21 protein-coding genes and 1 tRNA gene are annotated in these 24,022 nt (G+C 40.0%); 15 read left to right on the top strand and 7 right to left on the bottom strand.

Annotation, left to right across the window (positions count from 1 at the left end; translation table 11 throughout):
• Positions 1 to 45 precede the first annotated feature (45 nt).
• The 5 genes from IL355_RS04845 to IL355_RS04825 are packed head-to-tail and all read left to right on the top strand — an operon-like array spanning position 46 to position 5,973.
• A complete protein-coding gene (locus IL355_RS04845) occupies positions 46 to 522 on the top strand; it encodes a nuclear transport factor 2 family protein (RefSeq protein WP_133642517.1) in 477 nt (158 codons plus the stop codon).
• An 18-nt stretch (positions 523 to 540) separates the two neighbouring features.
• Positions 541 to 3,045: a heavy metal translocating P-type ATPase gene (locus IL355_RS04840; RefSeq protein ID WP_192461033.1), complete on the top strand. Its 2,505-nt coding sequence runs from the start codon at positions 541 to 543 to the stop codon at positions 3,043 to 3,045.
• Positions 3,046 to 3,050: 5 nt separating this feature from the next.
• A complete protein-coding gene (locus tag IL355_RS04835; protein WP_192461032.1) occupies positions 3,051 to 3,758 on the top strand; it encodes a PepSY domain-containing protein in 708 nt (235 codons plus the stop codon).
• A 19-nt stretch (positions 3,759 to 3,777) separates the two neighbouring features.
• The gene (locus tag IL355_RS04830; protein WP_192461031.1) at positions 3,778 to 4,257 is read left to right on the top strand and encodes a DUF305 domain-containing protein; all 480 of its coding nucleotides are present in this window, start codon (positions 3,778 to 3,780) and stop codon (positions 4,255 to 4,257) included.
• 6 nt (positions 4,258 to 4,263) lie between these two features.
• Entirely contained in the window at positions 4,264 to 5,973 is a 1,710-nt protein-coding gene (locus IL355_RS04825) for an efflux RND transporter periplasmic adaptor subunit (RefSeq protein WP_192461030.1), read from the top strand.
• Positions 5,974 to 5,997: 24 nt separating this feature from the next.
• Here the strand turns inward: IL355_RS04825 and IL355_RS04820 are convergent, their stop codons facing one another.
• The 3 genes from IL355_RS04820 to IL355_RS04810 form a co-directional block, all read right to left on the bottom strand.
• A complete protein-coding gene (locus IL355_RS04820) occupies positions 5,998 to 6,678 on the bottom strand; it encodes a hypothetical protein (protein WP_192461029.1) in 681 nt (226 codons plus the stop codon).
• Positions 6,678 to 7,187 carry a BfmA/BtgA family mobilization protein gene (locus IL355_RS04815; RefSeq protein WP_225621112.1) on the bottom strand — a complete coding sequence of 170 codons (510 nt, stop codon included), beginning with the start codon at positions 7,185 to 7,187 and terminating at the stop codon, positions 6,678 to 6,680. The genes IL355_RS04820 and IL355_RS04815 overlap by 1 nt, the downstream gene beginning before the upstream one ends.
• A 762-nt stretch (positions 7,188 to 7,949) precedes the next feature.
• Positions 7,950 to 8,030: transfer RNA gene (locus IL355_RS04810), tRNA-Leu, on the bottom strand.
• Between the two features lie 205 nt (positions 8,031 to 8,235).
• Here IL355_RS04810 and IL355_RS04805 point away from each other — a divergent pair.
• The 3 genes from IL355_RS04805 (at position 8,236) to pth (ending at position 10,568) form a co-directional block, all read left to right on the top strand.
• On the top strand, positions 8,236 to 9,177 hold the full coding sequence (locus IL355_RS04805; RefSeq protein WP_192461028.1) for a ribose-phosphate pyrophosphokinase: 942 nt from the start codon (positions 8,236 to 8,238) through the stop codon (positions 9,175 to 9,177).
• Positions 9,178 to 9,219: 42 nt separating this feature from the next.
• Entirely contained in the window at positions 9,220 to 9,861 is a 642-nt protein-coding gene (locus IL355_RS04800; protein WP_192461027.1) for a 50S ribosomal protein L25/general stress protein Ctc, read from the top strand.
• Positions 9,862 to 9,938: 77 nt separating this feature from the next.
• Positions 9,939 to 10,568: an aminoacyl-tRNA hydrolase gene (gene pth / locus IL355_RS04795; protein WP_192461026.1), complete on the top strand. Its 630-nt coding sequence runs from the start codon at positions 9,939 to 9,941 to the stop codon at positions 10,566 to 10,568.
• Here the strand turns inward: pth and IL355_RS04790 are convergent.
• A complete protein-coding gene (locus IL355_RS04790) occupies positions 10,555 to 11,235 on the bottom strand; it encodes a hypothetical protein (RefSeq protein ID WP_192461025.1) in 681 nt (226 codons plus the stop codon). The two genes, pth and IL355_RS04790, sit on opposite strands and share 14 nt — an antisense overlap.
• Positions 11,232 to 15,017, bottom strand: coding sequence for a reprolysin-like metallopeptidase (locus tag IL355_RS04785; RefSeq protein ID WP_192461024.1), 3,786 nt, complete (start codon positions 15,015 to 15,017; stop codon positions 11,232 to 11,234). Before IL355_RS04785 ends, IL355_RS04790 begins: the two co-directional genes overlap by 4 nt.
• A gap of 52 nt (positions 15,018 to 15,069) precedes the next feature.
• Here IL355_RS04785 and IL355_RS04780 point away from each other — a divergent pair, with 52 nt between their 5' ends.
• Together IL355_RS04780 and IL355_RS04775 are read left to right on the top strand one after the other, a co-directional pair.
• Positions 15,070 to 16,002: a bifunctional riboflavin kinase/FAD synthetase gene (locus tag IL355_RS04780; protein ID WP_192461023.1), complete on the top strand. Its 933-nt coding sequence runs from the start codon at positions 15,070 to 15,072 to the stop codon at positions 16,000 to 16,002.
• A 94-nt stretch (positions 16,003 to 16,096) separates the two neighbouring features.
• Positions 16,097 to 17,413: an HTTM domain-containing protein gene (locus IL355_RS04775; RefSeq protein WP_192461352.1), complete on the top strand. Its 1,317-nt coding sequence runs from the start codon at positions 16,097 to 16,099 to the stop codon at positions 17,411 to 17,413.
• A 10-nt stretch (positions 17,414 to 17,423) separates the two neighbouring features.
• Here IL355_RS04775 and IL355_RS04770 read toward each other — a convergent pair whose 3' ends face one another.
• Positions 17,424 to 17,804 carry a VOC family protein gene (locus IL355_RS04770; RefSeq protein WP_192461022.1) on the bottom strand — a complete coding sequence of 127 codons (381 nt, stop codon included), beginning with the start codon at positions 17,802 to 17,804 and terminating at the stop codon, positions 17,424 to 17,426.
• Positions 17,805 to 18,087: 283 nt separating this feature from the next.
• Between IL355_RS04770 and serS the strand changes: the two genes are divergently transcribed.
• Positions 18,088 to 19,359 (top strand): serine--tRNA ligase, encoded by a 1,272-nt coding sequence (gene serS, locus IL355_RS04765; protein ID WP_192461021.1) that lies wholly within the window; start codon positions 18,088 to 18,090, stop codon positions 19,357 to 19,359.
• A gap of 42 nt (positions 19,360 to 19,401) precedes the next feature.
• Here serS and IL355_RS04760 read toward each other — a convergent pair whose 3' ends face one another.
• A complete protein-coding gene (locus tag IL355_RS04760; protein WP_192461020.1) occupies positions 19,402 to 19,719 on the bottom strand; it encodes a hypothetical protein in 318 nt (105 codons plus the stop codon).
• A 206-nt stretch (positions 19,720 to 19,925) separates the two neighbouring features.
• Between IL355_RS04760 and IL355_RS04755 the strand changes: the two genes are divergently transcribed.
• The 4 genes from IL355_RS04755 to IL355_RS04740 all read left to right on the top strand — a co-directional run bounded on the left by IL355_RS04755 (position 19,926) and on the right by IL355_RS04740 (position 24,013).
• Complete coding sequence (locus IL355_RS04755) at positions 19,926 to 21,716, top strand: tetratricopeptide repeat protein (protein ID WP_192461019.1); 1,791 nt, start codon at positions 19,926 to 19,928, stop codon at positions 21,714 to 21,716.
• A gap of 81 nt (positions 21,717 to 21,797) precedes the next feature.
• Entirely contained in the window at positions 21,798 to 23,393 is a 1,596-nt protein-coding gene (locus IL355_RS04750; RefSeq protein WP_192461018.1) for a S41 family peptidase, read from the top strand.
• Between the two features lie 6 nt (positions 23,394 to 23,399).
• Complete coding sequence (locus IL355_RS04745; RefSeq protein ID WP_192461017.1) at positions 23,400 to 23,711, top strand: DUF4286 family protein; 312 nt, start codon at positions 23,400 to 23,402, stop codon at positions 23,709 to 23,711.
• Entirely contained in the window at positions 23,711 to 24,013 is a 303-nt protein-coding gene (locus IL355_RS04740) for a gamma-glutamylcyclotransferase family protein (protein ID WP_192461016.1), read from the top strand. The genes IL355_RS04745 and IL355_RS04740 overlap by 1 nt, the downstream gene beginning before the upstream one ends.
• Positions 24,014 to 24,022 lie beyond the last annotated feature (9 nt).

Below are 24,022 nucleotides of genomic sequence, written 5' to 3'. Positions count from 1 at the left end.
AATGACATAAATGAATTTGAATAAAAACCCTTAAAAACAAACAGGATGAATGCACTTAGAAAAACTACAATATTCGCATTAATTATAATAGCAACAAGCCAAGTGTTCGGACAAGATACAAACACAGAAAAGCAAGCCGTACTTAAAGTAATGAAAACCTATAAGGATGCGCTGCAAAACCTAACGACTGAAGGTACCTTTGAGTTGTTCACAAACGACTCGGAAGTTTTTGAGTCCGGTGGTGTTGAGGGTTCCTATGCGCACTATATAGAACACCATTTGGGACCAGAATTAGGACACTTCAAGAAGTTTGAATTTTCAGATTATGAAATTGATGCAGAAGTAGATTTGCCCTATGCATTTACTACCGAAACTTACGTCTATACCATAGTTCTCAATCCCGATGATAATGGCAATACCCGAACTATAAAGAAAAAAGGGGTGGCGACTTCTATCCTTAAGAAGATAGATGATAAATGGCAGATAGTTAAAACACATTCATCATCCAGAAATGTTAAATAATTTTTAGTCAATCATAAAATGACACACACCTATCACATACACGGAATGACCTGTAATGGTTGTAGAACACACGTAGAAGAAACGCTCTCTAAAGTTGAAGGTGTTACCAATGCAACTGTCAATTTAGAAAAAGCCGAAGCGACCATTGAAATGCAATCCCATATTCCCATCGAAAAATTTCAAGAGGCGCTGAAAACGAACGGTGGGCAATACAGCATCCATCAGAATGGGGAACATCATCATACCCACGATAAGAAGAAAGTAGATAAACCCAAAGGCAAAGGAACGGGAACGTTCTATTGCCCGATGCATTGCGAGGGCGACAAGACTTACGACAAACCAGGCGATTGTCCTGTTTGCGGGATGGATTTGGTTGAAGAAGTGAACCTAACGGCTACTTCCGACACCCAATATACCTGTCCGATGCATCCCGAAATTATTAAGGATGAACCGGGAAGCTGTCCAATTTGTGGGATGGATTTAGTTCCTATGGAACCCGATTTATCCGCAGAAGAAAAGACCTATAAAAAACTGCTTAAAAAGTTCTGGATAGCGGTCGCTTTCACATTGCCCATTTTTATCATTGCAATGTCGGAAATGATTGCCGACAATCCGTTGTACGACATTCTGGAACTGAAATACTGGAACTGGATTCAGTTTGCACTTTCCCTACCCGTGGTGTTCTATGCCACCTGGATGTTCTTTGAACGTGCCTACCGCAGTATCAAAACCTGGAACCTCAATATGTTCACGCTTATTGGTATTGGCGCGGGTGTGGCTTGGCTGTTCAGTGTGTTCGGGATGCTCGTGCCGGACTTTTTCCCCGACCAGTTCAAGACCGAAGCGGGTACCGTTCACGTCTATTTTGAAGCGGCAACGGTCATTCTAACTTTGGTATTGCTTGGGCAGGTTCTGGAAGCTCGTGCGCATAGCAAGACCAATTCCGCAGTCAAGGAACTTTTAAAATTGGCACCTAACAAGGCTGTAAAGGTAGTTGATGGCGAGGAACAGGAAGTGGCCATCGATGAAATTGAATTGGGTGATATTCTGCGTGTAAAGCCGGGCGATAAGATTCCTGTGGATGGCGTTATTACCGAAGGCGAAACTTCTATAGATGAATCGATGATTACGGGCGAACCCATTCCTGTAAACAAATCAGTAGATGATAAAGTAAGTAGCGGAACTATCAATGGCAATCAGTCCTTTTTGATGAAAGCTGAAAAGGTTGGGTCTGACACTTTGTTATCACAGATTATCCAGATGGTCAATGATGCCAGTCGAAGCCGTGCACCCATCCAAAAGTTGGCCGATACCGTTTCGGGATATTTCGTGCCAATCGTTGTTATAATCGCTGTTGTTACATTTGCTGTTTGGGCAATTTGGGGCCCAGAGCCAGCCTATGTTTATGCTTTGGTCAATGCGATTGCCGTATTAATTATCGCCTGTCCCTGTGCTTTGGGGCTTGCGACACCTATGTCCGTAATGGTCGGTGTTGGTAAAGGCGCACAAAATGGGGTGCTTATCAAGAATGCTGAAGCCCTTGAGAAAATGGATAAGGTAGATACCCTTATCGTGGATAAAACGGGAACGATTACCGAAGGAAAACCCACGGTGGAAAAAGTGGGGTCTTTTGATAACGGTTTCAGCGATAGCGAAGTACTGCAATACATTGTTTCCCTGAACAACCAAAGTGAACATCCTTTGGCGGAAGCCACAGTAAAATACGGCAAAGAACAAAAAGTCGAATTTCTAAAAACCGACGGGTTCAATGCCGTAACCGGCAAAGGTGTTGAAGGCAAGGTCAACGGCAAGGACGTGGCGCTGGGCAATGCCAAGATGATGGAACACGCCAATGCCGAGTTGTTGGAAACTATGGAAAAAAAAGCCCAATCCTTCCAAAAGCGAGGCAAAACGGTTTCCTATCTCGCTATTGATGGCAAAACCGTAGGTTACGTGGTCATCGGCGATAAAATCAAGGAAACGAGTGCCAAGGCTATCAAAGAATTACAGGAAAAGGGAATTGATGTGATAATGCTCACGGGCGACAATCACGATACGGCACAGGCCGTGGCGAGCGAACTTTATCTTGCGGACTTTCAGGCGGGAATGCTTCCCGAAAACAAATTGCAGGAAGTGGAAAAACTTCAGGAAAACGGAAAAGTAGTGGCGATGGCAGGTGACGGTATCAATGATGCACCTGCTTTGGCAAAAAGCGATGTGGGTATCGCGATGGGCACAGGAACTGATGTAGCAATTGAAAGTGCCGCCATAACCTTGGTAAAAGGTGATTTACACGGAATCGTAAAAGCAAGAAACTTGAGTGATGTGGTAATGCGCAACATTAAGCAGAACCTATTTTTCGCAATGATTTACAACACCTTGGGGATACCCATTGCTGCGGGATTGCTCTATCCATTTTTTGGGATTTTACTTTCCCCAATGATAGCTGCTTTGGCGATGAGCTTCAGTTCAGTTTCAGTAATAGCTAATTCGCTAAGGCTTAAAGGTTCAAATATTGATTAAGTTATATGGTAAAAAGGAAAACGGCAATAAAAATTAGAAAGGCACACCGTTATCTGGGCATCTTTTTGGGCATCCAGTTCTTGATGTGGACGATAAGCGGTATGTATTTCAGTTGGACGGATATTGACGAAATACACGGCGACCATTTTCGGCAAGACCCGATCGAGGCATCTGCTTTTACAGATTTGATAAGTCCATCCGAAGTGAATCTTGAAGAAGCGATAGTTTCAGTAGAACTTCGGGAAATTAGCGGTAAATCGTTCTACTGGATTAATAACAAAAAGCTCTTTGATGCCAAGACAGGCAAAGAAAAGAAAGTAATTTCAGAAAGTGAAGCCCTTAAAATCGCTGAACGGAATATGCTACCTGAACTTCAAGTGAAAGGCATAGAACGCATCGAGCAAGTGGAAAGCCATAGCGAGTATCGTGGCAGACCGCTTCCCGCGTATGTCATCAGTTATAAAACCCCTGAGAACATTAAGGCTTATGTTTCCGAAAAAGATGGTGCGTTCCAAACACTACGTCATCGGGATTGGCGTTGGTTCGACTTTCTATGGATGACCCATACAATGGATTATGAGGGTCGCGACGATTTCAATACGACAGTACTGCGTGCCTTTTCCCTACTTGGATTGATAACCGTGTTGAGCGGATTCCTGTTATGGTACATAAGCTCACCCACAATCAGAAAAATTAAAAAAAGAAACAAATAACACCAAAAATTCAAAAACAATGGAACATTCAAATCACGCAAACAAAGGAAAATACAGAACATTTTTCACGATGCTGGCTTGCTCATTTGTGGCAATGTACATCACAATGTATCTCAACACCTATGAATTTGACCACGTCTTGTTCAGCTTAACACGTTTTTATATGGTATGCTTGGGCATAGCTACAATGGCAGTGATAATGTGGTTCTTTATGCGGAAAATGTACACCGACAAGAAAAAGAATACGGCCATCTTGTTAGGTAGTTTGGTCCTGTTTTTAGGGGCATTGTTTTTGGTTCGAGACCAAAAATCCACCGTCGGCGACGTACTATGGATGAAAGCGATGATACCACACCATTCCATTGCCATCTTGACCAGTGAACGTGCGGATATCAAAGATCCAGAAGTGAAGAAACTGGCGGAAGAAATCATTAAGGCACAGCGCAGGGAAATTGCCGAAATGAAAGAAATGATTGAACGATTACAGAACGAAAAATAACAACTTATGAATAAGAATATCATTTATATCGCTATTGCAATCGTTGTCGGACTGCTTGGTGGTTGGCTCATTTTCGGTGGCTCGTCAGAAGAATCTATGACCGATAAGCACGACCATTCCACAGAAACTGAAGGTCAGATGTGGACCTGCTCGATGCACCCTCAGATTATGCAGCCCGAACCGGGTGACTGCCCTATTTGCGGAATGGATTTAATTCCTGCGGAATCGGGTGCCGACGGACTGGCAATGAACAAAATAAAGATGACCAAAAATGCGATGGCATTGGCAGACATCCAGACATCCATCGTGGGCAATGCTTCCCTAGATAATGAGGATATGATTTCCCTTTCGGGAAAAATCAAGATGAACGAGGAAGAGAATGCAGTCCAAGCCAGTTATTTTGATGGCAGGATTGAACGGCTCAACGTCAACTTTGAAGGTCAGGAAGTACGAAAAGGGCAACTACTTGCTACCATTTATGCACCCAATTTAGTAGCCGCACAGCAAGAATTGATAACGGCCGCCTCACTAAAAGAATCGCAACCTTCGCTATACAAGGCGGTACGCAACAAACTGAAGCTTTGGAAACTTTCGGAAGCCCAGATTAATAGTATTGAGGAATCAGGAAAAGTCAAAGAAAACTTTCCGATTTATGCGACTGTATCCGGCACGGTTTCAGAAAAGATGGCCGCCGAAGGCGACTATGTAAAACAAGGACAGCCTATCGTAAAGGTAAGTAATCTAAATAGTGTATGGGCAGAATTTGATGCTTATGAGAACCAAATTTCAGATTTTAAAAAAGGGCAAAAAATCAAGATAACGACCAATGCCTATCCCAGTAAGGAATTTGATGCAACAGTTTCATTAATAGACCCTGTGTTAAATACCCAAACGCGAACGGTCACAGTAAGAGCCAATCTCAAAAACAGTGATGGATTGCTAAAACCCGGAATGTTCGTCACTGGTAAAGTTGAAGGAACAATGGCAAACACAGAATCAAACCTGACCATACCCGCAAGTGCAGTAATGTGGACGGGCGAACGCTCTTTGGTGTACATTAAGACCAATCCCAATGAGCCTGTTTTTGAAATGCGGGAAGTAACTCTTGGCAATCGTAATGGCGATATGTTTACGGTTACATCCGGTTTAGAAAATGGTGATGAGATTGTGACCAATGGCACCTTTACCGTAGATGCCGCTGCCCAATTACAGGGCAAGAAATCGATGATGAATCAAAGTAATGAAGAAGAGAAAGAAATGATGGCGATGGAAATGTCACTTCCAAATTCTTTTCAAGAACAGTTTGTGAAAGCTTTGCCCTCATACCTTGAACTCAAAGATGCGTTGGTGGCCGGTGATGCTGAAAAAGTTTCCGCTTTCGCGAAAGCAACTTCCGAAAAAATGAAGGCGATAACTCAAACAAACCTAGACAAGATGCTTAAATCCCATCTATCCAAAAGTATAGAAATGCTAGATGCCATTGCAGATAATTCCGATTTAGAAAACCACCGTAATCATTTTGTTGTTCTCAATGAAAACCTGGTTGCCATTGCAATGAACCTCGAAAGCATTGACAACACCCTATACGTTCAAAAATGCCCGATGGCAAATAACAACAAAGGTGCTGTCTGGTTAAGTATGCAAGAAGAAATCCGTAATCCTTATTACGGTGATGCAATGTTAACGTGCGGTAGTGTGATTGATTCTGTGCAGTAGTTTAGCTATACTAAAAACGAGTAGTTAGGTGTCCAATGAAAAAGTTTTTCTTGCTTGAAAATGCTCGACAGAATTGTTGGATAGGTGGCCAGAAATTGGACTGGTTTGGCACGGTTTGAGCATAAAATCATTTTCTGCAAAGATTCGGGCTACATTTTTCCAATTCTTAGGTTTTGGAAATGCGGTTAACTGCCATTTTTTCGATTCTCCATAGATAAAGAATTTCGTACCCTGAATTTTGGGCCAATTGTTGTCCTCAAAATACATCAAAACAGCTTGTTCATTTTTTGGTCTGGCCAGTTTATTTATGTTTTCATTGATTTTATAGTTTAAAGAAGGTATCAATTTTTGGCTAGGTTTTGAAAGGATGCTGTCCAATTTTTGGCCAGAGCTTGCACCACTACTTGTACCAAATATGGTCATCTCTATTTTAGAACCCTTATTAGGGTGATATGAGGGAAAGTAGATGAGGTAACCCCAATTATTGAGGTCCTTGAGACTGTTATGATATGTTGTTTTCGATTTAATCTTTGCCCTTTCCATTATTAGGCGCCTGTTAACAGTTATGTACTTTGCGAAGAATTCTCGATTCCACTTTTGAAAGAATGCTAGGTATAGCGTGATATGTCCTTGCTTAATACGCGCATCTTCATTGAATAGTTCAAATACTGAGTTGAGTTGTATGATGTAATTTACCTTGCTCATTAGTCAGGTTTATTGTGATTTTTCCTCTCGATATACCGAACCTCCCTACCTTGTCTTGATTCATTCTTCTCCAGCATCAGTTTCTTTTTTGGCTTTTCTGTTTGCTCAAAAAGTGAATACAGCATTGCAGCGGTTGGCTTGGTCTGGGATTTTTCAATATCCTTCATTATTGCAATTATTCCGTTCATCCTCTTTTTAATTAGGGTGGAAATTCTTGTTTCAAGTGTCTCCATTCTAGGCCCCATAGGTTCGACTGGTGATATTCCGTTTTCCTCAAAAAAGTCCAGCATCAAAAGCAGTGTCATTGATTGGGATTTAGACATCTTCTTGCAGAACTCTCTAAATCTTTTGGCTACGGAAGTTTTGATTCCAAGTTTCTCAAATCGCTCGTTTTCATATCCTTCATCCATTTTTTCTGAAATTTTAAGTCTATTCTCTTGGGCTTTGCAGATATTTTCTGAAAATTCTGGGATCAATACTTGTATCGAAGAATTTAGATATCCTGACAAACCTTTATTTACAGGGGATGGGCGAAAACTTAAATTTGTAACATCGCGTCAGCGTGTTACCCTCTTGCTATTCCATCCCTCCATTTCATTTCGGGTCTTCCATACTTTCTTCGAGAAGCCCTTTACTTTTAAATCAAAATTGAAGCCATATAATTTGTTCCGATTTGCAGTCAATTGATTGCCAGAATGGCACTTATCCCCTTACTTATTATATCCTGAGCGTTTTCCTTTTCATTCTATATTAAATGGTAGGAATTTGAATAATTGCACACTCATCAATGCTAAAAAAAGAACACTTTGTTACTTCTGATTATCCATTTACTTCCCATAGAGCCTATCACTGTTACCTTTTCGGTAACCCGACCTAAAATTTAGAATGAGTAAGGACTTATAAAAGCGACGGCACGAACGGTTATGCATTCCGTCTCAAGCTAAATTTTAAACCTTTTTGAAGAAAAGGTAGAAGTGATGTTTTGGCAAAGCGTGCGCATTTCAAAGCTTAGCACATATAGAGAAATTTTCTTATCCGACTAAATCTTATTTGTGACCTGGATACGAGCTTTGAAATTGGGCACAAGACTTTTTGAGTGAAGCTCTTTTCCCGGAATGAAATGAAGTGGTATTGTGCAGAGCGGCTTAATACCACCGATTGCTATCATTTGCAATCAAATACTATTTGTACTCAAAAAATAGCTAAATGTTGTACCTATGTTGTACCCGAGCATAAAAAAAGCCGAGACATAAATCTCGGCTTTCCAACTGTACCTTGGGTGGGAATCGAACCCACACTCCAAAGGAACTGGATTTTGAATCCAGCGCGTCTACCAATTCCGCCACCAAGGCAATTCATCCGTTTTCCTCTAATAAACCTATAATCACTTTTTGAAAAAATCATCAAGGCAAAAACGGACTGCAAAATTAGAAAAATATTTTAAATACAACCTAAAAAAATAACAAGATTTATCCTTTAGCAACACAAATAAATTTCTAAATTTGCACCTCCCAAGAAAAAAGGGAGGACAATAAACTAGTTTACAACATTTTATCAATGCCCTACCAAGTTCCCGAGCCAAAGATATTTGCCTGTACACAAAGTACGGAGCTAGCAGAGAAAATAGCCCAATCCTATGGAACAGAATTAGGTAAGGTTATCTTTTCCCGCTATAGTGACGGGGAGTTTCAACCATCTTTTGAAGAATCCGTTAGAGGGGCTCGAATTTTTATCATAGGGTCTACCAATCCAAGTTCTGAGAACTTAATGGAAATGCTTCTTATGCTTGACGCTGCCAAAAGGGCATCTGCAAGGCACATTACCGCTGTAATGCCCTATTTTGGATGGGCTAGGCAAGATAGAAAAGACAAGCCCAGGGTTCCCATTGCGGCCAAACTTATTGCCAAGATGTTGGAGACTGCCGGAGCTACAAGGATCATCACCATGGATCTTCATGCGGATCAGATTCAAGGCTTTTTTGAAAAACCGGTAGACCATTTATTTGCCTCTACCCTATTTTTACCTTACCTCAAAAAGCAGAATTTGGACAACCTCACCATTGCTTCCCCGGATATGGGCGGCTCCAAAAGAGCTTACGCCTATTCCAAAGCTCTGGAATGTGACGTGGTCATTTGTTACAAACAACGCGCTAAGGCCAATGTAATTTCTCACATGGAACTTATTGGCGATGTTCAGGGGAAAAATGTGGTCTTGGTAGATGATATGGTGGACACCGCAGGAACTTTAACAAAAGCTGCGGATTTGATGATCGAAAGAGGCGCTAAAAGTGTTAGGGCCATCACGACCCATGGACTGCTGTCCGGAAAAGCTTATGAGAAAATCGAAGCTTCCCAACTATCGGAATTGATCATTACAGATTCCATTCCAACAAAAAAAGACAGTTCAAAAGTAAAAGTCCTTAGTTGTGCCGATCTTTTTGCAGATGTTATGCATAGGGTGCATCACAATACATCCATTGCCTCCAAATTTTTAATGTAGGCACTTGGATCAATTAATGAGTATTAATTTTTAATATATATAATGAAGTCAATTTTAATTAAAGGATCAGAAAGAGAAAGCGTGGGCAAAAAAGCAACAAAGGCCCTACGTAATGCTGGAAAGGTTCCTTGCGTGGTATACGGAGGGGAGAAACCATTACACTTTTCAGCAGACGAAATTGCGTTTAGAGATTTAGTGTACACCCCAGCCGCGCACACCGTGGAAATTGACTTGGGAGGTACAAAGGTAAGCGCCATTATGCAAGACATTCAGTTTCACCCTGTAACTGACAATATTTTGCACATAGATTTTTACCAATTGTTCGATGACAAAGAGGTTACCATGAACATTCCTGTTCGTTTACAAGGTAATTCTCCTGGTGTTAGAAATGGTGGTCGTCTATTGTTCAGAAAAAGAAAGCTTGCTATTAAGGCACTTCCGGACAAATTACCGGATTTCTTTGATGTGGACATCTCTAAATTGAAAATTGGACAGAACATTAGTGTTCAGTTATTGCTTAATGATGATTTTACCATTCTTCACCCAGATAGTACCGTAGTTGTACAAGTTAAAACTCAGCGTTCTGCCGTTGTTACAGACGATGAGGATGAAGAAGGAGAAGAAGGTGCGGAAGGAGAAGCAGCAGAAGCTTCAGCAGCAGAAGGAGGAGAGGCGCAAGAGTAAGCACTTCCTTAGAATAATTAAAAAGCATCCCGATACCGTTCGGGATGCTTTTGTATTTTTACGCAAACCCTAATGGAATGCTCTCCTTTTTAAAATCAATCTTTAAGCCTAGAGCAGATCTCCTTGAAGAAACGGAAATAATGAAAAAATTTTTGATTGTTGGCCTTGGGAATATAGGCGATAAATATACCGAGACCAGACACAACATAGGTTTTAAAATTTTGGATGCTTTGGCCGAAAAAGAATCCTTGTCTTTTGAGACTCAAAAGCTCGGCGATGTAACCACTTTTAAATACAAGGGAAAAAGTGCCCTTTGCCTGAAACCTTCCACTTATATGAATTTGAGTGGAAAGGCCCTTAAATATTGGATGGACAAAGAGAATATTCCATTGGAAAATGTTTTGGTCATTACCGATGATATCAACTTATCCTTTGGCACCATTCGTCTTAAAACAAAAGGAAGTGCTGGTGGGCATAATGGACTTAAGGATATTCAGAACACCTTACAAAACACCAACTACAATAGATTTAGGTTTGGTGTGGGGGCAGATTTTGGAAAAGGTAGACAGGTAGAATATGTACTAGGTGAATGGTCTGAAGAAGAACAAAAATCCATGCCGGAGCGTTTGGAGAAATCCGTAGAGTTAATCAAATCCTTTATTTTTGCCGGCGTCAAGAACACCATGAACACCTTTAACGGGACTTAAAATCTACCACTGGGGATTTGGACACATTTCCTTGAGAATCCGTTGTGACTACTTGCCAAAAATATACTTGATCCACCTCCACGCTTACACTTCTAAGATGCACAGTGGAATTTACGGAAGCCAATAATTCCGTAGGGGGATTGGCCGTTGAAAAATAAATTTCATATCCGGAAATATCATCGTCAATATCAGATCCGGACCACTCCAAGGTCACCTCATTATTAATATCCCTAAACACACTTGAACCCGGCTCCGGGGAGCTAATCTGAGCAGGAAAGGGCACATGGGTTGTTTGGGAACCAGGATTGTAAAAGAACCATGTTTCGCTACTGGCCGTTTTAGAGCTTTTGGTATTACTGGAAATTACTTGCCAAGAATAAGGTGTACCCTTGCTCAAGGATAATGTGTGCGTAGTACTTGTAGTATTGGGACTTTGGGTGATTCCGCTTAAAAGATTGGTTACCCTAAGCTGATAAGAATCTGTATACTCAGATGCCTGCCAATTGAATCTTACCACACTGCTAGTTCCATTGGTGCTTTGCACTGGACTACATTCCGCATTTTTGGCCGGAGCAACAAGAGTGGCCTGTGCAGGCGGGTTAGGGTCGTCCTTTTTACAACCAACCGATACCAGTAGAATACAAAAGATAGCTCTTAGTAGTCTCATTTTTTAATCACTTTTAGCAACTCGTTAACCTCATCACCTTTTATGTAAACTACATATACTCCATTTGGTAGATTGGTCAAATCCAGTGCTACCTCCCTAGAAACCGGCTGATGTATTCTCTTTTCCACCAATTGCCCTCCCAAGGCATAAATAGCTACTTGAACTCTTTCCTCAGCAGCACCCAGCAGTACCTTAGTCAAATTTTTAAAGGGGTTTGGAGAAACCATGGTAGGCCCGTTCACAAATATATCTTCCTCAAAAACACCTTGACAGGTGTTTAAGGTAGAAACTTTTAAAGAGTTTTTTCCGGCCTTTAAATCTAACACTACTTGTTCCTCATTAATTTGAAAGGCCTTCCCATTAAGCTCCACAACATAGTCATTTGCTCCATTCATAAGCAATGAAAGCTGGTTTCCATCATTGATGACCGAAGAGCTGACCCCAAGTGCTTCAGGCTGGGAAATTACCACCTCAAAGCAATAGGGTTCATAAGTAATCTCTCCACTTACTCCAGTAATACAAAGATTATAGGTTCCTGAACCAAGCCCCTCAAGCAAATAATCCGAAGTAAACTCTTCCGTTAAATTGAGTCCGTTTCCGGTAATGGTAACCGAATAATCCAATTTCAGCAAAGGTTCTACAGTTATAATTCCATCATCATTGTTCCTGCACGTCTCACTTTCTACGGACACCGAAAAATTATCGGTAGGAAATCGATAAACTTGACAACCGGAAGTATTTACCTCTACCCCTTCAGGGGTACCTAAACACTGATCTTCCCCATCATCAAAAACACCGTCATTATCCGCATCTGGCCTAAACTCCCCTTCTATACAAATATCTAAAGAAAAGTCTACCACAGCGCCCCCATCTGAGGATGCATTATCTATCACTTCCAAAATCCACTCTCCTAAAATAGATTCCCCATCAAAAGAACTAAGGGACCCGAGAGGTTTTACCGTACCACTAATTACATTCTCACCACCTGGATTACAGAAAAAGGTACTTCCTTCATCATCAAAAGTGGCATTGATATTATCAAATTCACCGCAAGAACCCGAAACCAAAGTGACCGTGGTTCCTTCCGGAGAGGTCAATCTTATGACCAAGTCTTCTACATAACTGTGCTCTATATTTAAATTCACATTGATATCGGAAACAGGCAAATCCTCAAAGAAGGATATTTTGGAAATTACTTCCGATGTTCCATTAGCTGAAATCTCATTGGGAAAGCCATTTGCAAATTTGCTCTCACAACTAACCTGTACCGTTGTAAAAGTTTGAGGCGCATTAAAAGCCCCTTGGCCACAAATATTCTCTGGTCTTACCCTCCAATAATAAGTAGTTTGGTTTTGAAGATCCAAGGGCATGTATGAATTTGTCTTGACCGTCTCAACTTCTACAATATTGGAAAAGCCGGCATCCGTAGCAATTTGAACCTCATAGGAAACATTGGAAGGGTTTAGCTCCCATTCCAAAAGAGTATTAATGGATGCATCCACTAATCCATCTTCTGGTGCTGTGGTGGCAACCATCTCAAAATTTGTATCATATATATTTAGAATTATGGTTACCTCCCTGGTGACAGTTGCAGAATTAGCCACAATTCTAATAGGATAACTTCCTTCCGGGACATTTTCTGTATTCTCGAACAATACGTCCACATTTGTTCCTCCGGTAATTACCGTATCGGGAACGACGGTGGCCACCAAGTTGTCCGGCATATCCTCCACCGTAAAGGTTACCTCCTCTGAAAATCCAAGATAAGTTTCGTAAATAAATGGCACCGTAATGTCCGAAAGCTGACAGACATCAAATTCCAACTGAGAAAAATTAAGTACTACCTCGGCTACCTCAACTGTAAAATCCGTAGAATTTACCGCGTAATATAAATTATCTACTGGTCTCACCATTATTCTTGCCTCGGTAGTTGGTACAGCAGGAACCACCACATCATGGGAACCGTCATTTTCCACATTTGAGGCCAAAACGGTCGTATAACTGAGTCCGCCGTCATTGGACAGCAGGATATCCACAAATTCCGTATACACAGGAGCTACATTGGTATTGGCAACATCCCACTCAATTGTCTCCACATTTCCGGCTGTAAGCGTGACCGCGCTTTGCTGGGAAGTTACCGCAAAAGGCCCTGCACTATTGGTAACCAAAATTTGCACCAATTCACTCACTACTTGACCACCACCAACAGCGTTGTCACGTACCGTTAAGGCAAAATTCATTTCCCGTTCCACATCGGATACGGTTTCCCAAGCATCTCCTTCTTGCGGATTTGTTTGAGTAAGATTACCGCTCAAAACCCGCGATTGCAAAGGGAAATAACGAACGCCCTCCAAACTAGGTGGACGAGACCTAAAATTGGCCCCACTAGGATTGGTAGGGCCAAAATTGGCACTGTTTACTATACCGTGGTCTATTTGTTCCCAAGCATAGGTAAGGACATCATCAACATCCGGATCGGTAGCCGTACCGCTCAACACAAAAGGTGTTGTCTTAGGAATGGTGTAATCTTCCAAGGGATCGATAACGGGAGGTTGATTGGCCAAAACAAAAATTTCCCCACAAGTTTTATCCCTTAATGTTTCCGAAATTTCTTCTATACTCCGGTAATGAAAATAATCATCTCCCCTACCGGCCACATTATCTCTTTGAGTAATACCGGCATAACCCATAATAGTGGTTCCACTACCCGGTTCCATCTGTGACAAAGTTCCTTCAGATTCATAGGACCAGGTATGGAAAGCACCTAATTGATGACCTATTTCATGTGCTACAAAGTCCAAGTCAAATACGTCACCTTCAGGGTTTTCTCCGGAGGAATAGGCCCCACCTTTCTGTCCGTTGACACAAATACCCCCAATAGACCCGGCATTTCCACCATTCACACCTCTGTGAAACAAATGACCAAAATCATAATTGTTCACCCCAATCTCCTGGTCAAAGGTCTGTTGAGCACTATTTCCCAGTGTAGACAGACCGCCTGAATACGGATCCGTAGACGGGTTAGTATATATAACTTTATCCGTATCGGCCACCAATTCCAAAGTAACGGCCAAATCCGTTTCAAATACTTCGTTTACCCTTGTAAGGGTCGCATTAATAGCCGCCAGCGCATCTGCTTTTGTACCGCCATGAAATTGGGTGTATTCTCCAGAAGCGGATATGGCTACCCTATATTTTCTAAGTACCTGGTCATCTACAGGTTTCGCAAAGCGCGCAGCTCCTGCCATTAAAACCTGTTCCTTGGTCTCACAAACAAATTCTATGTCCTCATCACTTCTGGAAGCCCTGGAGTACATGACGTAGGTTTCGTCCTTTGATTTTTGAACAAATTGATGTGGTTCCCCGGAATGGGAGACCAACATGGCCTGCACCTCTTTATGTGAGATGCTGAGTCGAATTTTCTCTTGAGGATGTTGAATGGCATACCCTCTATAAGATTTTATTTGAGGGTATTTCTTTGAAAGCTCTGGAGACAAAACCGATGCTTCTTGAATGTGATATGGCACGGAATTTCCTTCGGCATCCGGAAAATAAATAATTTCACCTTGTTTTTTGGAATGGCCAGAGGCTGTTAATTCCTTTTTAAAAGCGCTTTCGTTAAAGGAAAAAAACTGGGCTTCTTTCACTTTAAATTGTTTAAAGGCAGAATTGCGAACGCTATTTCTTGCAGAAACTTTTTCCCAGTAGTTACTTTGCCCTGATGCGTAAAAGGAGAAAAATACTATTGTAATTGAAAAAACAAGACGTAATTTTGTAACCATTCAGGGGTTTTAGCGCAATCTCAAATATAAGCTTTTTTATTATTTTTAGTACGTGGTAACAGTCCAAAGCCTATCCAAATACGATGAACAGCACCCCACAGCCATTACCATAGGCACTTTTGACGGTGTGCATATTGGCCATAGAAAAATACTTGAAAGGCTCATCAAAAATGCTGCCACCCTAAATCTAAAATCTACCGTTCTCACCTTTTTTCCGCATCCCAGAATGGTACTTCAAAAAGATGCCGATATTAAGTTGCTGAATACCATTGAGGAAAAAACCAAAATTTTGGAGGAATTGGGCCTTGACCAATTAATTATCCATCCATTTACGAAAGAATTTTCCAGATTAACGGCAACCGAATTCGTACGGGATATATTAGTTAACGACCTAAGGACCAAAAAAATTATAATTGGTTACGACCATAGGTTTGGAAGAAACCGAAATGCCAATATCATAGACCTCAAGGCTTTTGGTAACACTTTGGAATTTGAAGTAGAGGAAATACCCGCTCAAGAGATTGAAGAAGTATCTGTAAGCTCCACTAAAATCAGAAAGGCATTGGAGGATGGGGACATAAAAACTGCCAACTCCTATTTGGGCTATGAGTATATGCTTACCGGAACCGTTAAACGCGGCAAAGGTCTGGGTAGAACTATTCAATTTCCAACGGCAAACCTTGAAATTAAGGAAAGCTACAAACTTGTTCCCAAAAAAGGATCTTATGTAGTTAAAAGCATCATCGGTGGGAAAACAGTTTATGGGATGATGAACATTGGCTACAACCCAACCGTATCTGGAAAAGAAAAGAGTACCGAAATTCACTTTTTTGATTTTAACCAAGATTTGTACGAGCAGCAGATTCAAATTAGGGTGTTACATAGAATTAGGGATGAACATAAGTTTGATTCTGTAGAAGCCTTAAAAAGGCAACTGAAAAAAGACCAAGAAACTTCCCTGGACTTTATTTCTAACTCCCAATAGAAAAGCCTTTAAAATTCTTTAAGTTAAGTTTAAGCAGGCCTAGTCCAGTTCTTCAAATAACTTAATACCTTTGAGAACCTTTTTCAAGGGAACTATGAAACGTCTACTTTTTACCAAAATTGATAATTCGCCACTAATCATTTTCCGGATCTTCTTTGGGATCCTAGTCTCGCTGGAATGTTACGGCGCTATTTTAACCGGTTGGGTAAGAAGAACGCTTATAGAGCCACAGTTTACATTCAATTTCATTGGTTGTGATTGGCTTCAACCCCTACCGGGATATGGCATGTACTGCTACTTTTTCTTAATGGGCACTTTGGGGGTCTTCATTGCACTTGGTTTTAAATACCGTTACAGTATTATCTCATTTACCCTATTATGGACAGGGGTTTATCTCATGCAGAAAACCTCCTATAACAATCACTACTACCTATTGATACTTATTTCCGGTATCATGTGTTTTTTACCGGCCAGTAGAAATTACTCGTGGGATGCAACCAGAAACCCGGTACTCAAAGCGGATAGCATGTATAATTATGTAAAATGGGTGATCGTACTACAGCTGCTCATTGTGTACACCTATGCCTCCGTTGCCAAAATTTACGCAGATTGGCTAGATTTTGGAATCATTAAAATCTTAATGCTAAATAAAGCAAGCTACCCCATTATTGGTGAAATTCTTCAAGCGACTTGGGTTCATAAAATCATAGGTTTTTTTGGTATTTTTTTCGATTTACTCATCATACCGGCTTTACTTTGGAAGCCGACAAGAAAATGGGCCTTTTTCGCCTCCATATTCTTCCATCTATTTAATTCCATTGTTTTTCAAATCGGAATTTTTCCTTACCTGTCCTTAGCCTTTACAGTATTCTTTTTTGAACCGGAGACGATTCGAAAAATTTTCTTTAAAAAGAAGGTGCCTTACGTGCTAAAAAATATAGAAGTCCCAAAATACAAATATGCAGTTTACACTTTGGCGGGCGTTTATTTTACTATTCAGCTATTGCTTCCTGTAAGGCATCATTTCATTGAGGACGATGTACTTTGGACCGAGGAAGGCCATCGTTTAAGCTGGCGAATGATGCTTAGAAGCAGGGGTGGTAAAATCGCTTTTACGGTGGTTGACAAAAAATTAGGTACATCTGAAATTATCGACCACAAAAAATATTTGACCAAAAAGCAACAACAGAGAATTGCTTCTTACCCAGATTTTATCTGGCAATTTGCACAGCGGTTAAAGAAGGAATATGCCGAAAAAGGGCAAGAGGTTGCCGTTTACGCTACCAACTCCAAGGTTAGTATAAATGGAAAACCATACAGGGCCTTTATTGACCCCAAAGTAGACCTTGCCAATGTAAAGTGGGACTACTTTTGGCATAATGACTGGATATTGCCCAGCGAAAACCGATAATTTGAGTAGGTTAAAATTTTACGGTACGTTGACACAACTGCAAAGGCATGCCCCAGGGATCACGTAACATTACCAAATGACTGCCATCGTCCTTAAAAACCTCCTCCACAAAAGATGCTCCGGCTTCAATCAATCTATTTTTATCCGCTTCTGAATTCTCAGAAACCATAGCCAGATGAAACGTTAAGAAGTGCTGTTGGCTAAAATCTGTAATAGCTTCGTCCGGTCTGTGATAGAGCTCTACAAAAACACGGCCTCCAGAATCTGCCAAAAAGGTCATAAACGGTGGTTCTTTTTGGGCACTGGCCACCTTTACATCTAAGTTTTTTGTATACCAACCTACTATAGCATCTATATTGGTAACATTAATGGCAAAATGTTCAAAAATCATTGTGTGGTAATTATAAACCTAAAAATAGCAAACCATATTCACTTTTTGAATAATTCATGCATATTCTAACGGAATATGCCATGGATAAAAGAGCAAGAAGACTAAATTGTACTGCTTTTACCCTACTTTCAATTTTATAAATTCTAAAAGATGAGGAAGACCCAATATGTAATGAATGGTCTTTTTTACTTTGACAAATCAACGCTACCAACCTTAAAACTTTACAAGTCACTTCGGGTTTTCAACCAAAGAAAACTTAAATTTGCAGCCAAAACCAAAAGGCATGTTGCAAATACAGACCATTCGAGAAAACAAAGAGGAGATTATTAAGGCATTGACCAAAAGAAATTTGGATGCGGCACCTCTCGTGAATGGGGCTCTAGAACTCGACGAAAAAAGAAGGTCTACACAAACAAAATTAGACAACATACTTGCAGAAGGCAACAAACTAAGCAAGGAAATTGGTATGCTCTTCAAAAGTGGAAAGGCTCAAGAAGCCAATGAACTTAAGGCAAAGACCAGTGGTTTAAAGGAAGATTCCAAGTTACTGGGCGAAGAGCTCCATACTATTTCAGAAGAACTACAAACTCTTCTCTACCAAATTCCTAATGCACCCCATGCTTTGGTTCCCGCTGGAAATTCCGAAGAAGACAATGAGGAAATTTTTAAGGAGGGAGAAGTACCTTCATTGGAAAGCAATGCCCTTCCCCACTGGGAGTTGGCAAAAAAATATGACATCATCGATTTTGAGCTCGGTGTAAAAATCAGTGGTGCCGGTTTTCCTGTTTACAAAGGAAAAGGAGCTCGTTTGCAGCGCGCACTTATCACTTATTTTTTAGATAAAAATGCGGAAGCCGGTTATACTGAAATTCAGGTTCCTCATTTGGTAAATGAAGCTTCGGGCTACGGTACAGGGCAGTTGCCCGACAAAGAAGGGCAAATGTACCATGTAACCGACGACAATTTGTATTTAATACCTACGGCCGAAGTACCTGTCACCAATATTTTTAGGGATGAGATAGTCTCAGAGTTCGATTTTCCCATACGTTATACTGGGTACACCCCTTGTTTTAGAAGAGAAGCCGGAAGTTACGGTGCCCATGTTCGCGGTCTTAACAGATTGCACCAGTTTGACAAGGTTGAAATAGTAAGGGTAGAACACCCTTCTAAATCTTATGAAGCTCTTGACGGTATGGTAGAGCATGTAAAAGGCATCCTCAGAGACCTGAAATTACCCTATAGAATTTTACGTCTTTGTGGCGGTGATTTAGGTTTCACTTCTGCCATGACCTATGATTTTGAAGTCTTTTCTACGGCTCAGGATCGTTGGTTGGAAATTAGTTCCGTTTCCAATTTTGAAACCTATCAAGCCAATAGGCTAAAACTTAGGTTCAAGGACGAAAATGGCAAAAGTCAGTTAGCGCATACCCTCAATGGTAGTGCCTTGGCCTTACCCAGGGTATTGGCCGGTATTTTAGAAAACTACCAAACCCCGGAAGGTATTAAAATACCAGAGGTATTGGTACCGTATTGTGGTTTCAATATTATAGATTAAAACTAAACGTGCCCAATTAGATGTTGGGTACGTTTTGCTTTTCTAGATTTCGCCTTCTCCTACTTCTTCGCCGGACACATACACTACGAAGCTTTTATTTTCAGGATTAAAAGTTACCCTTACAGGTTTTTCATTGCGGACCATATCCAGATAATCACTATATCTATCTATATTTTCATAAGCCACTCCGGTTTTAGTGGCTACCCCATAGTCATTGGTAGGAAAGGTTGTACCTGCGGAAAAGATTAGATAGAGTTTGTATCCATCGGCACAATAAAGGTTGATTCTGCCTTCACTTTTTCCATTTGGATATAGAAAAGCGGCATATCTATCACAAGTTTTAACAAATGCTGCCATCATTTTAAATTTTAAGTTGAAATTACCGTTATACTTTCACCCTAAACTACATGCAAATACTAAGAATTCAGATTAATAATGTACGAACAGGTTTAAAAACTGTATAATTTGAAACTGTTATTTCTAAAAATTCAATGCTCGGCATAATTTAGGAAGTCGTTGGCAGCATTTATGGGCGCACTGAGGTATTTTTGCTATATTCCATACAAATGAAACATTCCATCTACTGTATTTTAATTCTACTTTTCATGCCCATCATCTCCCATGGGCAAGAAGATTTTTTGGCCAAGCAGTACTTCAATGATGGAGATTATAAGAAAGCCGTAGTTTACTACGAAAATTTGGTTAGAAAAAATCCTAGAAGAACAGATTATACAGAAGGTCTCATAGCTACCTATCAACAATTGGAAAGGTTTGCAGATGCAGAAAAGCTTATTTTAAACAAGCTGGAAGAAGGTCATGTTTATCCAACGCTCTACATTGAACTTGGCTACAATTACACCCTGCAAAACCTTCCCAAGGAGGCGACCAAATATTACAGAAAAGCGATTGATAAAATTGAAGAGAATCCAAATTTTGGATACGGTGTAGGTTATAGGTTTCAAAAATATGCACTTTTGGACCAGGCCTTGGAAGCCTATTCCAAAGCAATGGAACTCAATCCTAAACTGGACTACAATTACCAAATGGCCAGGGTGTATGGCGAACAAGGTAATATTGAAAAGATGTTTCACTCCTATCTCAACCTTATTGAACAGGGCCGCACCTCCAAATCCAATGTGCTTAGAAATATAGACGATTTTATTTCTTCCGATCCGGAAAGCGAGAACAACATTACCTTAAAAAGTCTGTTACTTAAAAATGCCCAAAAAAGTCCAAATACCCTTTGGAATGAAATGCTCAGCTGGCTTTTTGTTCAACAAAAGCAATATGGTAGCGCATTTAGACAGGAAAAAGCCATCTATAGGCGCATGGATGGAGCCAACACCCAAAGATTACAAGAATTGGGAAAAACGGCCCTAGAAGATAACGATAGCGAAACCGCAAAAGAAGTATATGAGTATATTACGGAGAACAGTGGTGATGAAATCGTTAAATTAAACGCTACGCTCAATCTTATTGATATTCAACTTTTAGATAACGACCCCAAAAAGTACGCTGTTATTGAAAAAGAATTTGAAACACTAACGCAGTTACATGGCTATAAAGCACAAACCCTGCAATTACAAGTAGCCCATGCCAACTTTCTGACCTTTAAGATGGACAAACCAGAGGAAGCCATTACCATTCTAAAAAATAGTTTGGAATTGCCCCTAAACGAAAGGGGCAAGGCTTTTATAAAATTGGCACTAGGAGATATTTTGGTTTTTGGCCAAAGGTTTAATGAGGCCCTCATTTACTTTTCGCAAATCCAAACGAAACTCAAAAATGACATTTTAGGTCAGAATGCACGCTTTAAAGTAGCCCAGACCAGTTTTTATAAAGGTGATTTTGATTGGGCGCTTACCCAACTAAAAGTGTTGCGCAGTTCTACCTCCCAACTTATTGCCAATGATGCGATGCAGTTAAGCCTTCTTATTTCTGACAATTCCCTACAGGACTCCACCCAAACCGCACTTAAAAAATATGCCCGGGCAGATTTGTTAGCCTATCAAAACAAGACCCAGGCATCCATTACAGCATTGGATGACATCTTACAGAATCATAAGGGAGAAAAAATTGAGGATGAAGCCTTATTAAAACAAGGAAAGTTATTGGAAGAACAAAAGGAATACGAAAGCGCGGAATTCAATTATTTAAAAATAACCGAGTTTTATGCCAACGATATTTTGGCTGATGACGCGCACTTTGCCTTGGGCGAACTTTATAGAACCACTCTCAACCAACCAGAAAAGGCAAAGGAACACTACGAGAAAATACTATTTAATTATCAGGACAGCTATTATTTTCCACAGGCACGTAAAAATTTTAGAATCTTAAGGGGTGATGCCATTAACTAAATAGCCAAAATGAAGAAAAAACTTCTTTTATTCTTTCTGGTATTTGGTGTTTGCTTTATAGCTTACTCCAGCAGCAATAGAATGGAAGAAGATGAAAAATTAATTCGTGTTGGTAAAATTTGGGGTTTTTTAAAATATTATCACCCACAGGTAACAAAAGGCAAATTTAATTGGGATGAAGAATTATTTTCAATATTATCTCAGATTGAATCAATTTCTACCAAAGATGAGTTTTCAGAAACTGTTTCCATTTGGATCAATTCTTTAGGAAAAGTCAAAAACTGTAAAGAATGCCATTCATCAAACCCCGATATACACCATCAAAATAAAAACATTAATCTATCCTGGATACGGGACAAAAACACTTTCAATCAAAGACTTATTGATCAATTAGCATTTATTGAATCCAATAGACAAGTTGGTAAATCCCATTACATATCTCAAAATAAAGCAAAATGGGCCGCCAAAAATGTTATCCCCCAGAATGAACATCAGCATTTTAATCTAAGTTGGAAATCCAAAAATTTTAGACTCCTTACTTTATTTAGGTTATGGAATATGGTGGAATATTTCTTTCCTTATAAGTACCAAATGGATATTAGTTGGGATACCGCATTAATGAACGCTCTCCCAAAATTTAAAAATGCCGCTACCGAACTTGATTTTCATTTGGCAATTCTGGAGTTGGTAGTACATCTTAATGATAGTCATGCGGGATTTTCAACACCTTTGATTAAAAAATTCTTTGGAACAAAGTTTATTCCTTCAAAATTTAACTGGGTAAATAAAAAGGTAATTATTACTGGTCACTATAACGATTCGCTAAGCCTCTTGAACAACCTAAAAATTGGAGACATAATTGTAAAAAAAGACAATAGAGATGTTATGGAAATTTTTAGAGACGCACAACATCTCATTCAAGGTTCTAATGATAACGCTAAGTTTGCCTATGCATGGGACAAGATTTTTAATGGAAATACAGATTCAACAAGGCTTGAAATCATTAGGGATGAAAAACCAATGACTATAAAAGTGGGCAGGTATGAATTTAAAGACTTTAATTTTGAAAGGCCATCATTCGAAAAATATAAAATATTAGAAAACAATATAGGATATGTAAACTTAGGAGCATTAGAACAAAAGGATGTTGATGAAATGATGGTGGAGCTAATGAATACTAAGGGAATAGTATTCGATATTAGAAATTACCCAAAAGGGACACTATACGCTATTAGTAACTATCTAAATCCAGAAAGCAAACCATTTGTCCTAATCTCAGAACCGGACCTGAAATATCCCGGTAAATTCAAACTTCAAAAAACTCTAAATTGCGGCGGGAAAGGGAAAATAAACAATTACTATAAAGGAGAAATTATTATCCTTGTAAACGAAAGAACAATTAGCCATGCAGAATTTACCGCCATGGCACTTCAGACTTACAATAAATGCACCACTATTGGTAGCCAAACCCTGGCCGCCGATGGAAATGTGAGTGTAATTCCACTTCCGGGAGACCTTAAAACAAGAATGACAGGAATTGGAATTTTCTATCCTGACGGTACAGAAACCCAAAGAAAAGGAGTTAGAATAGATATAGAGGTAAGCCCCACTTTAAATGGCATAAAAAATGGACATGATGAAGTCTTGGAAAAAGCTTTGTCTATCTTACAAAATTGATATCCAATGTACATATACAATGTAACCACCAATATTGAAAAGGCCGTTCATAAAGAATGGGTAGAGTGGATGAAGGAAACACATATCCCAAATATTCTGGCAACGGGAAAATTTTTGAACGCCAAAATGACCCAAGTTATGGTAGAGGAAGAGATGGGCGGGGTTACCTATTCGGTTCAATATACCACTGTTGACAAACAAACCCTAGAAAAATATCTTGAAGAAGATTCCACGCATTTATTTCAGCAAGAACAAAAAAAATTTCCCAATAAATTTGTATCCTTTAGCACAGAATTAAAAGTGGTAAGTGAACATTAATGGAATACCTATTTAGTTACGGAACCCTTAGGGAAAGAAAAATTCAACTGGCCATTTTTAAAAGACTACTTCCCATGAGGAAAGACGAAGCACTTGGTTTTATACTTTCAACACAAAAGGCGTATGGAAAATATCTTTTAGTTCAAAAATCAGATAATCCAAAAGCGGTATTGCCAGGGGCCATACTTGAGGTTACTCCCCAAGATTTAATTCAAGCAGACAGGTATGAGGGTCCGGAATACCAACGTATTTTGGTACCCTTAAAATCTGGCAAACAGGCTTGGCTTTATATTGCCAAATAGCCAATAAAA

The sequence above is a fragment of the Euzebyella saccharophila genome (assembly GCF_014855495.1).
GTDB classification, from domain to species: domain Bacteria; phylum Bacteroidota; class Bacteroidia; order Flavobacteriales; family Flavobacteriaceae; genus Euzebyella; species Euzebyella saccharophila.
The sequence above is the reverse complement of the archived record's forward strand: the minus strand, read 5'-3'. Positions and strand labels throughout refer to the sequence as shown.

Coding starts and splice junctions, on each gene's coding strand:
- IL355_RS04845 (WP_133642517.1), top strand. CDS start 46: ATGAATGCACTTAGAAAAACTACAATATTCGCATTAATTATAATAGCA.
- IL355_RS04840 (WP_192461033.1), top strand. CDS start 541: ATGACACACACCTATCACATACACGGAATGACCTGTAATGGTTGTAGA.
- IL355_RS04835 (WP_192461032.1), top strand. CDS start 3,051: ATGGTAAAAAGGAAAACGGCAATAAAAATTAGAAAGGCACACCGTTAT.
- IL355_RS04830 (WP_192461031.1), top strand. CDS start 3,778: ATGGAACATTCAAATCACGCAAACAAAGGAAAATACAGAACATTTTTC.
- IL355_RS04825 (WP_192461030.1), top strand. CDS start 4,264: ATGAATAAGAATATCATTTATATCGCTATTGCAATCGTTGTCGGACTG.
- IL355_RS04820 (WP_192461029.1), bottom strand. CDS start 6,678: ATGAGCAAGGTAAATTACATCATACAACTCAACTCAGTATTTGAACTA.
- IL355_RS04805 (WP_192461028.1), top strand. CDS start 8,236: ATGCCCTACCAAGTTCCCGAGCCAAAGATATTTGCCTGTACACAAAGT.
- IL355_RS04800 (WP_192461027.1), top strand. CDS start 9,220: ATGAAGTCAATTTTAATTAAAGGATCAGAAAGAGAAAGCGTGGGCAAA.
- pth (WP_192461026.1), top strand. CDS start 9,939: ATGCTCTCCTTTTTAAAATCAATCTTTAAGCCTAGAGCAGATCTCCTT.
- IL355_RS04790 (WP_192461025.1), bottom strand. CDS start 11,235: ATGAGACTACTAAGAGCTATCTTTTGTATTCTACTGGTATCGGTTGGT.
- IL355_RS04785 (WP_192461024.1), bottom strand. CDS start 15,017: ATGGTTACAAAATTACGTCTTGTTTTTTCAATTACAATAGTATTTTTC.
- IL355_RS04775 (WP_192461352.1), top strand. CDS start 16,097: ATGAAACGTCTACTTTTTACCAAAATTGATAATTCGCCACTAATCATT.
- IL355_RS04770 (WP_192461022.1), bottom strand. CDS start 17,804: ATGATTTTTGAACATTTTGCCATTAATGTTACCAATATAGATGCTATA.
- serS (WP_192461021.1), top strand. CDS start 18,088: ATGTTGCAAATACAGACCATTCGAGAAAACAAAGAGGAGATTATTAAG.
- IL355_RS04760 (WP_192461020.1), bottom strand. CDS start 19,719: ATGATGGCAGCATTTGTTAAAACTTGTGATAGATATGCCGCTTTTCTA.
- IL355_RS04755 (WP_192461019.1), top strand. CDS start 19,926: ATGAAACATTCCATCTACTGTATTTTAATTCTACTTTTCATGCCCATC.
- IL355_RS04750 (WP_192461018.1), top strand. CDS start 21,798: ATGGAAGAAGATGAAAAATTAATTCGTGTTGGTAAAATTTGGGGTTTT.
- IL355_RS04745 (WP_192461017.1), top strand. CDS start 23,400: ATGTACATATACAATGTAACCACCAATATTGAAAAGGCCGTTCATAAA.
- IL355_RS04740 (WP_192461016.1), top strand. CDS start 23,711: ATGGAATACCTATTTAGTTACGGAACCCTTAGGGAAAGAAAAATTCAA.